Here is an 11,061-nt window from a genome sequence, read left to right on the forward strand (position 1 = left end):
TGGTACACGAACCTGCGTCGGACGGTCCGTTTCGAGGAGACGGTACGCCTTCTGCTGGCGGACGGTTTCGACGCGTTCGTCGAGACCAGCGCCCACCCGGTGCTGACCACGCCGGTCGAGGGCACGGTCGGGGACGCGGCGGTCGTCCTGGGCACCCTGCGCCGCGGTGAGGGCGACCTGCGCCGCTTCACCACCGCCCTCGGCGAGGCCTACATTCATGGCCTCCCGGTCGACTGGACCCCTCTCGTCGGTACCACCCGCACGACCGGACCCGACCTCCCCACCTACCCCTTCCAGCACCAGCGCTACTGGCTCCAGGCGCCCCCCGGCGCACGCGGCGACCTCGGTGCGGTCGGGCTTCGGGACGCGGAGCACCCGTTGGTCGGGGCCTGCGTGCCGGGTGTGGACGGCGGAGTGGTGCTGACCGGTCGAGTGTCGCTGTCCGCGCACCCCTGGCTCGCTGACCACGCGGTCGCCGGGACGGTGCTGCTGCCCGGAGCGGCGTTCGTGGAACTGGCACTGCGGGCCGGCGACGCCGTTGACTGCGGTCGCCTGGACGAACTGACCCTGGAAGAACCGCTGGCCATCCCGGAACAGGGAGCAGTGGCGGTCCAGGTGCTCGTCTCCGCCGCGGACGAGACGGGCGGCCGTACGGTCTCCGTCCACTCGCGGGTCGGCGATGAGGAACTCGGCGGGGAGTGGAGCCGCCACGCTGTCGGCAGGCTCTCCGATGAGACGTCCGCCGCGTCCGAGGACGGCTTCGGCGCGAGCGCCTGGCCGCCGGCCGGCGCCGAGCCGGTCGACCTGGACGGGTTCTACGGCGACCTCGCGGCGCTCGGATACCAGTACGGTCCCGCCTTCCAAGGACTCACCTCGGCCTGGCGGCACGGTGACGACACCTACGCCGAAGTGGCCCTGCCCACCGGGCACGACACGGACGCCTCCCGGTTCGGCCTGCACCCGGCCCTCCTCGACGCCGCCCTGCACGCCATCGTCACGGCAAACACCCCCGGCGCCGACGACGGCCGACTGCGGCTGCCGTTCGCTTGGAACGGCGTCGTCCTCTCCGGGACCGGCGCGACCACGGCCCGTGTCCGTATCTCACGGCTCGACACCGACACGGTCGCACTGACCCTCACGGACACCGACGGCCGGCCCTTCGCCGAGGTCTCCGCCCTGACCCTGCGTCCGATCGACCCCGCACGCCTGCGCGAGACCGTCACCGACAGGGATCCGCTCCACACCCTCGACTGGGTACCGGCGACAGCCACGGGGCCCGCTCCCGACCCGGCCGAGCTCGCCGTTCTCGGTGCGGACGTGTTCGGCCCGCTGCTCCCGGAGACCGCCCATTACCCCGACCTCGCCGCGCTGACTCACGCGCTCGACACCGGCACCCCCGCCCCGGCAGCCGTTCTCGTGCCGTGCGCCGACGATTCCGACGCACACGCCGTCGCGGTTCGGCTGCTGACCGTTCTGCGGGCCTGGTTGGCCGACGCGCGGTTCGAGTCCTCGCGGTTGGTGGCGGTGACGCGGGGCCCCGCGGGTGTGCTGGCGGGTCTGGTGCGGTCGGCGGAGACGGAGAATCCGGGCCGGTTCGTCCTCGTGGAGGCGGAGGGGGACGAGTGGCTGGCTGATGTGCGGGCCGCGTTGGCGGTCGGTGAGCGGGAAGTGGCGGTGCGGAGTGGCGTGTTGAGCGTGCCGCGTCTGGTGCGGCACGTGGTGACGGAAGGGGAGGTGTCGTGGGGTGAGGGTGCCGTTCTGATCACCGGTGGCACCGGCACGCTCGGTGGTCTGGTGGCCCGGCATCTGGCGGTGCGCCACGGTGTTCGTGAGCTGGTGCTGCTGGGGCGTCGCGGCTTGGATGCGCCGGGTGTGGGCGAGCTGGTGGAGGAGCTCGCCGCGCTGGATGTGTCGGTGGTGGTGGAGGCCTGCGACGCGGCCGACCGGGATGCCCTGGCGGGTGTCCTGGAGCGTGTGCCGGGTCGTTTGGCGGGTGTGGTGCACGCTGCCGGTGTGCTGGACGACGGTGTCGTGGCCGGCATGTCCGACGAGCAACTCCGCACGGTGCTGCGGGCGAAGGTCGACAGTGCCGTCAACCTGCACGAGCTGACCCGGGACCTGGACCTCTCCGCCTTCGTCCTCTTCTCCTCCGTCTCGGGCATCCTGGGCGGTCCGGGGCAGGCGAACTACGCTGCGGCCAACACCTACCTGGACGCGCTCGCTCACGCCCGGCGTGCCGAAGGGCTCCCCGCCACCTCCCTGGCCTGGGGGTTCTGGGAGACGGCCAGCGGCATGACCGGTCACCTGGACGGCGGCGACACCGTCCGCCTGGCACGCCGGGGCATCCTGCCGCTCACCGACCGGCAAGGGCTCGCGCTGTTCGACGCGGCCCTGTCCGCCACAGCCCCCGCGCTGGCCGTGCCGATCCGCCTCGACTCCGCCGCCCTGCGCGCCCAGTCCGACGCCGGACTGCTTCCCCCGCTGCTGAGCGGCCTCGTCCGCGCCGCCAAACGGCGTGTCGGCACTCCCGACGGCGAGCCGACGACCTCCGGGTTCGCCCGGCGTCTCGCGGGACTGTCCGCGGCCGAACAGGAGCATGAACTGCTTCAGTTGGTCAGCGAGGTCGTCGCGGCGGTCCTGGGCCACGAGTCCGGCGCGGCCGTGAACGCCGGACGGCCCTTCAAGGAGCTCGGGTTCGACTCGATGCTCGCGGTGGACCTGCGTAACCGCCTCAACGCGGCGACGGGCCTGCGCCTGCCGGCGACACTCGTGTTCGACCATCCCACGCCCTCCGCCATCGCCCGCCACCTGCGCGGTGAACTGGTCGGCTCCGAGACGGACACGGCCGGACCCAAGCCGGCCGGCGACGCGGCGAGCGACGACCCCGTGGTGATCGTCGGGATGGCGTGCCGCTTCCCCGGCGGGGTCGAGTCCCCCGAGGACCTGTGGGACCTGGTCGCGGAGGGCCGCGACGCTGTCGCCGGCTTCCCCGAGAACCGGGGCTGGGAGCTGGAGGACCTCTACGACCCCGACCCCTCGGTCCCCGGGAAGAGCTATGCGTGTGAGGGCGGATTCCTCTATGACGCAGGCGACTTCGACGCCGACTTCTTCGGGGTCTCCCCGCGCGAGGCCCTTGCCATGGACCCCCAGCAGCGGTTGCTCCTGGAGACGTCGTGGGAGGCGTTCGAGCGGGCCGGGATCGATCCGGCCGGGCTGCGCGGCAGCCAGACGGGCGTCTTCGCCGGTGTCATGTACCACGACTACGCCGCCCGCGTCACCGAGGTGCCCGAGGAAGCCGAGGGCTACATCGGTACCGGTTCGTCGGGGAGTGTCGTCTCCGGCCGGGTCGCGTACACCTTCGGGCTGGAAGGTCCTGCGGTGACGGTGGACACGGCGTGCTCCTCGTCGCTGGTCGCCCTGCACCTGGCGGCCCAGGCGCTGCGGAACGGCGAGTGCACCATGGCCCTCGTCGGAGGCGTCACCGTCATGTCGCACCCCGGCCTCTTCGTCGAGTTCAGCCGCCAGCGCGGGATGTCACCGGACGGTCGGTGCAAGGCGTTCTCGGCTGCGGCGGACGGTACGGGCTGGGCCGAGGGGGTGGGCGTGCTGCTGGTGGAGCGGCAGTCGGATGCGGTACGCAAGGGGCACCGGGTGCTGGCCGTCGTGCGGGGGTCCGCGGTCAACCAGGACGGCGCCAGCAACGGGCTGACCGCTCCCAACGGACCGTCCCAGCAGCGGGTGATCCGGCAGGCGCTCGCCAACGCCGGTCTGGAGACCGGGGACGTGGACGCCGTCGAGGCGCACGGGACGGGTACCACGCTCGGAGACCCGATCGAGGCTCAGGCGGTCATCGCGACCTACGGGCAGGATCGTCCGTCGCAGGAGCAGCCGTTGTTCCTGGGTTCGTTGAAGTCGAACATCGGTCACGCGCAGGCCGCCGCCGGGGTGGCGGGTGTGATCAAGATGGTGATGGCGTTGCACGCGGGCGTGCTGCCGCAGACGTTGCACGTCACCGAGCCGTCGCCGCACGTGGACTGGTCCGCCGGTCGGGTGGAGCTGCTCACCGAGGCGCGGGAGTGGCCCGAGACCGGGCGTCCCCGTCGTGCGGGCGTGTCCTCCTTCGGGGCGAGCGGCACCAACGCACACGTGGTCCTGGAGCAAGGGCCCGCCCCCGCCGAGCCCGTGCACGACGAACGTGTCCTGCCCTGGCTGCTGTCCGCCCGTACCCCGCAGGCCCTCGCCGATCAGGCGCGGCGACTCGCCGAGTTCGCGCGGGCGGACGGCGGCGCCGGCACGGCGGACATCGGGCACGCCCTCGTGGCCAACCGCACCCTGTTCGAGGAGCGGGCCGTCGTGAGCGGCGGTGACCGGGACGAGTTGCTCGCCGCCCTCGACGCGCTCGCCGAGGGCGGATCCGCGCCCGGCGTGGTGGCGGGGACGGCTCGGCCCGGCGTCCGTGTCGCGTTCCTGTTCAGTGGCCAGGGCAGCCAGCACGTGGGCATGGGGCGCGAGTTGTACGAGGCGTTCCCGGTCTTCGCCGAGGCGTTCGACGAGGCGGTCTTCGAGCTCGACCGGCAACTGGCCGGGCACACGGACCAATCGGTGCGTGACGTCGTCCTCGGAGCCGACGGCACCGACGGCCTGCTGGACGAGACGGTCTTCACCCAGGCCGCCGTCTTCGCCCTCGAAGTCGCCCTCTACCGCCTTGTCGAGTCCTTCGGAATACGGCCCGACCACCTGCTGGGGCACTCGATCGGCGAACTCGCCGCCGCCCACGTGGCGGGCCTGTGGTCCCTCCAGGACGCGGCCGTCGTGGTCGCCGCGCGCGGCCGGCTCATGCACGCGCTGCCCAAGGGCGGAGCGATGGTGGCCGTCTCCGTCTCCGAACAGGACGCCCTCGACGGCCTGGCCGCCGCCCGTGACGACGTCCCCGGCGCCGACGCCGTCTGCGTCGCCGCCGTCAACGGACCCACCTCGGTCGTCCTGTCCGGCGACGAGGACCCGGTACTCGAGGTGGCGGCGCGTTTCGCGGACGCCGGACACAAGACCCGCCGCCTGCGCGTCAGCCACGCGTTCCACTCGGCCCGTATGGAACCGATGCTGGACGAGTTCCGCCGCATCCTGATCACCGTCTCCTACGGCGAACCCACCCTCCCGCTGGTCTCCAACCTCACCGGAGCCCCGGCCCACCCCGACGAACTGCGCACCCCCGAGTACTGGGTGCGACAGGTGCGCGAGGCCGTCCGGTTCGCCGACGGAGTGACGGCCCTGGACACCGTCGGCACCACCGCCTACCTCGAACTCGGCCCCGAAGGCGTCCTGACCGCGATGGTCCGCGACACCCTCCCCGGCGCCGTCGGCCTCACCGCCGCCCCCCTGCTGCGCCGCAACCGGCACGAGACGCAGGCCACCCTCGACGCCCTGGCCGTCGTCCACGTCGCGGGGGTGCCCGTCCGCTGGGAGACCCTGTTCGAGGGGGCCGGGACCACCGACCTGCCCACGTACGCGTTCGAACGGCGACGCTACTGGCTGAGCAGCGCCTCCGGCCCGGCCGCCGACCCCACCGGCCTCGGATTCGCCGCGGGCCGCCACCCGCTGGTCGGCGCGGCCGTCCCGCTCGCCGGAACCGACCACATGGTCCTCACCGGACGGCTCTCCACCCGCACCCATCCCTGGCTCGCGGACCACGCGGTCGCCGGAACCGTCCTGCTCCCCGGCTCCGCGCTCGCCGAACTCGCCCTGCACGCCGCCGACATCACCGGCTGCTCCCGCGTCGCCGACCTGACTCTGGAGAACCCGCTCGTCCTGCCCGAACGCGGCGCCGCGCAACTGCAGATCGCCATTGGCGGAGACCAGGGCGACGGACTGCGCACCCTGGAGATCTACTCCCGCCCGCAGGAGACCACCGACACAGGCGCCGACCAGTCGGCGACGGCCTGGACCCGCCACGCCACCGGCACCCTCGCCCCGGCCGACGACCACGCCGCCTCCTTCGACTTCGGCCTGACCGCCTGGCCCCCGCCCGGCGCCCAGCCGCTGGACATGGACGGCTTCTACGACCGGCTCACCGACAGCGGCTACGGCTACGGCCCGGCCTTCCGGGGCCTGCGCACCGCCTGGCGCGCCGGTGACGCCATCTACGCCGACGTGGCGCTCCCCGACAGCACGGCCGACTCCGCGAGCCGGTTCGGCCTGCACCCGGCGCTCCTCGACGCCTGCCTGCACGCGGCACAGCTCACCGCCCCCGAAGCCGACGACGGCCTGGTACGCCTCCCCTTCTCCTGGACCGGCATCACCCTCCTGGCCGCCGGCGCCCCCGCCTTGCGCGTACGACTCTCCACCAGCGGCCCCGACCGGCTCACCCTCCAAGCCGTCGACGGCACCGGACAGCCCGTCCTCGACGTAAGGGAGCTGGCGGTACGCGGCGTCGCCCCCGACCAGCTCGGCGTGGCCCGTGAGGGCACGAACGGCGCTCTCCACCTTGTGCGCTGGCTCCCGGCCGACCTCACCGAAAGCCTCACGGACACGGACCAGCTCGACATCGCCCGCCGGACCACCGACGGCGGCGGCCTGGCGGACGCCGTCTCGGAGGCCACCACCGAGGTCCTGCGGCAGGTTCAGGAACGGCTCGCCGCCGACGACGCCCGAGGCCCGCTGGCGGTGGTGACGCACGGCGCGGTCGCCGCGTCCCCCGACGACACCGTCCCCGACCTCGTCAACGCCGCCGTATGGGGGCTCGTGCGCTCGGCCCAGACCGAACACCCCGGCCGGCTCACCCTCGTCGACACGGACGACAGCCCCGACTCCACCGCGCTCCTCGAAGCCGCCGTTCGCAGCGGCGCACCCCAACTCGTGCTCCGTGCCGGACAGGCTCTGGCACCCCGCCTCGCCCGCCACAGCGAGCACACCGCCCTGATCCCGCCGCCCGGCGACTGGACCCTGGGCACCACGGGCGACGGCACCCTCGAAGGACTGGCCCTCCAGCCCGCCGACGACACCGCACCCCAGCCCCTCGGCGCACACGACATCCGCATCGCCGTCCGCGCCGCGGGACTCAACTTCCGCGACGTGCTGATCGCTCTCGGCGTCTACCCGGGCGTCGCGGCCATGGGCGGTGAAGGCGCCGGCGTGGTCACCGAAGTCGGCTCGGACGTCGAGCAACTCGCCGTCGGGGAGTCTGTATTCGGGCTGTTCCCGTCCTTCGGGCCGCAGGCCGTCGCCGATCGGCGGATGGTCGCCCGGCTGCCCGAAGGGTGGTCGTTCGAGCAGGGCGCCTCGGTACCGGTCGTGTTCCTGACGGCGTGGTACGGGCTCGTGGAACTCGGCGGACTCCAGCCCGGCGAGCGGATCCTCATCCACGCCGGTGCGGGCGGGGTCGGCATGGCGGCGATCCAGGTCGCGCGTCATCTCGGTGCGGAGGTCTTCGCGACGGCGAGCGAGGGCAAGTGGAATGTGTTGCGGGCGATGGGCCTGGACGACGCGCACATCGCGAGCTCCCGGACCCTCGACTTCGAGCAGAAGTTCGCCGGTGGCGTCGACGTGGTCCTCAACTCCCTCGCGGGCGAGTTCATCGACGCCTCACTGCGCCTCCTCACCGACGGCGGCCGCTTCCTGGAGATGGGCAAGACCGACCTCCGCGACCCGGACACCGTCCACACCACCCACCCCGGCACCCGCTACCTCCCCTACGACCTGATGACCCTCGCCCCCGGCCACATCAACGCCCTCCTCGACGACGTGACCCACCTGTTCGCGACCGGGGCGCTGCACACGGCCCCGGTACGGTCCTACGACATGCGGCGGGCAGCGGACGCCTTCCGGCTCATGTCCCAGGCCAAGCACACCGGCAAACTGGTCCTGCGCATCCCCAGGCCCCTGGACCCGGACGGCGCCGTCCTGATCACCGGCGGCACCGGCACCCTGGGCGGTCTCCTGGCCCGGCACCTCGTCACCCGGCACGGCATCCGCAACCTGGTGCTCCTCAGCCGAGGCGGCCCCGACGCCCCCGGCGCGGCCGGCCTCACCGCCGACCTCACGGAACTCGGCGCCCATGTGAGCGTCGAGGCGTGCGACGCGTCCGACCGCGAGGCACTCGCCGCCGTCCTCGCCCGCACACCCGCTCCCCTGACCGGGATCGTCCACGCGGCGGGCGTACTGGACGACGGACTCATCGACTCACTCACCCCCGAGCGCCTCGAACGCGTCCTGCGCGCCAAGGTCGACGGCGCGGTCAACCTGCACGACCTCACCGCGGGCCACGACCTCGCCGCATTCGTCCTCTTCTCCTCCGCCGCCGCGATGCTGGGCAGCCCCGGACAGGCCAACTACGCCGCCGCCAACGCCTTCCTGGACGCCCTCGCCGCACACCGGCAGTCCACCGGGCTCCCCGCCACCTCCATCTCCTGGGGCCTGTGGGCGGACACCAGCGGCATCACCGGGCAACTCGGCCGGCAGGACATGGCCCGCATGCGCCGCTCGGGAATCGCCCCGATGACAGCGGCCGACGCACTCCACCTCTTCGATACCGCGCTGACCCTCCCCGACGCCAACCCCGCCGCCGTACGCCTGGACGCGGCCTCCCTGCGGAAGGCGGCCGCGGCCGGGAACCTGCCCGCACCCCTGCACGGCCTGGTGCGCATGCCCCGGCGCCAGGCCACCGGAGCCACGGCACAGTCCGCGACGAACCTCGCCCGGCAACTCGCCGGACAGACCGGGACGGAACGCGAACGCCTCCTCGTCGACCTCGTGCGCGACCACTGCGCCGCCGTCCTCGGACACGCCTCGATCGAGGCCGTCTCCTCCGACCGGGGCTTCCTCGAAGCAGGCTTCGACTCGCTCACCGCCGTCGAACTCCGCAACCGGCTCTCCACCGCGACCGGCCTGCACCTGCCGGCCACGGTCACCTTCGACCACCCCACCCCCCTCGCTCTCGCCCGCCACCTCGGACAGGAACTCGCCCCGGCCACCACGGCGGACCCGTCGGCACCCCTGCTCGGCGAGATCGACCGGCTGGAAGCGGCACTCACCGATGCGCTTCCCGCCCCGGGCGAGGACCGCGACGCCGTACTGCGCCGCCTCCAGGCGCTGCTGTGGAGGTTCGAGGACGCCCCCGATCCGGCACCCGGCGCCGAAGACGACCGGCCCGACGGCTTCGACGCCGTCACCGACGACGAGATGTTCAGCCTGATCGACAGGGAACTGGGGCTGGACTGATGACCTCTGCCAGCCGACCGACCCGGACGACGCCGTTCTCTGGAAAGCGTGGACGATGAACGACACCGGCACGGAACACAAACTGCGGAGCTACCTCAAGCGGGTGACCGAGGAACTCCAGCAGACCAGGCGCCGCCTGGCCGCCACGGAGGCGCACGGACGGGCCCCCCTCGCGATCGTCGCCATGTCCTGCCGCTTCCCGGGCGGCGTCCGCTCGCCCGAGGACCTGTGGCGGCTGGTCGAGTCCGGGGCCGACGTCGTCTCCGACTTCCCCACCGACCGGGGCTGGGACACCGAGGACCTCTACGACCCCGACCCCGACGCCCCCGGCAAGAGCTACGTACGCCAAGGCGGCTTCGTCCACGACGCGGGCGAGTTCGACGCCGAGTTCTTCGGGATCTCCCCCCGCGAAGCCCTCGCGATGGACCCCCAGCAGAGACTGCTCCTGGAGACGTCGTGGGAGGCGTTCGAGCGGGCCGGCATCGACCCGGCCACCCTCAGGGGCAGCCGCACCGGCGTCTTCGTCGGCGCGGGCGCCAACCGCTACATCGAGAACCCGCGCCACACCCCGCGCTCCATCGAGGGCTACTCGATGACCGGGAACATCACCAGCGTCCTGTCCGGCCGGCTCTCCTACACCTACGGCTTCGAGGGCCCCGCTGTCACCGTCGACACCGCCTGCTCGTCCTCCCTCGTCGCCCTCCACCTGGCCGCACAGGCCCTGCGGCAGAACGAGTGCTCCTTCGCGCTGGTCGGCGGCGTCACCGTGATGTCCGACCCCGTGCTCTTCGTCGAGTTCAGCCGGCAGCGCGGCCTCGCCCCCGACGGCCGCTGCAAGGCGTTCGCCGCGGCCGCCGACGGCACCGGCTGGTCCGAAGGCGTCGGCGTCGTCCTCGTCGAACGGCTCGCCGACGCCCGCCGCAACGGCCACCAGGTGCTCGCCGTGCTGCGCGGCAGCGCCGTCAACCAGGACGGCACCAGCAGCGGCCTCACCGCACCCAGCGGACCGTCACAGCAGCGCGTCATCCGGCAGGCCCTGGAGAACGCCCGCCTCACCCCCGACCAGATCGACCACGTCGAGGCCCATGGCACCGGCACCAGACTCGGCGACCCCATCGAGGCGCAAGCCCTGATCGCCACCTACGGCCAGGACCGGGACCGGCCGCTGTGGCTCGGCGCCCTCAAATCCAACCTGGGCCACTCCGCCGCCGCCTCGGGCGTCGCCGGAGTGATCAAGACAGTGCTGGCGATGCACCACGGCAAGCTGCCGAAAACGCTCCACGTGGACGCGCCGACCCCGCACGTCGACTGGTCGGCGGGTGCGGTCGAGCTGCTGACCGAGGCCCGCCCCTGGCCGGAGACCGGGCACCCGCGCCGGGCCGCGGTCTCCTCGTTCGGGATCAGCGGGACCAACGCGCACATCGTCCTCGAACAGGCTCCCGCACCGGCCGGGCCGGCCGACGCCGAGCCCGTACCCGACGACAGCGGCCCCCTGCCCTGGCTCGTCTCCGCCCGCTCGGAGCCGGGACTGCGCGCCCAGGCCCGTCGGCTCCTCGACCACATCGGGGCACACCCGGAACTCACCCCCTTGGACCTCGCCCACTCGCTGTCCGCGACCCGCTCCGCCTTGGACGTCCGTGCGGCTGTCCTCGGCACCGAGAGGGCCGAACTGGTCGAAGGACTGGCCTCGTTGGCGGGCGGTGAGCCCGGTGCCCATGTGCGGGTGGGCGCCGTGCGCACCGACGCCCGGGTGGCCCTGTTGTTCAGTGGGCAGGGGAGTCAGCGGGTGGGGATGGGGCGTGGGTTGTATGGGGCGTTTCCGGTGTTCGCGGAGGCGTTCGATGCGGT

1 protein-coding gene and 1 pseudogene are annotated in these 11,061 nt (G+C 73.1%); both read left to right on the forward strand.

Annotated features, from left to right (window positions below; genetic code table 11):
- Positions 1–12 precede the first annotated feature (12 nt).
- Positions 13–9,213, forward strand: a complete 9,201-nt coding sequence (locus ACZ4K2_RS36830; protein ID WP_467770019.1) for an SDR family NAD(P)-dependent oxidoreductase — start codon at positions 13–15, stop codon at positions 9,211–9,213.
- Positions 9,214–9,280: 67 nt separating this feature from the next.
- Positions 9,281–11,061: pseudogene (locus tag ACZ4K2_RS36835) on the forward strand (type I polyketide synthase); the annotation flags it as partial.

Source organism: Streptomyces sp. NPDC025833 (genome assembly GCF_055558055.1).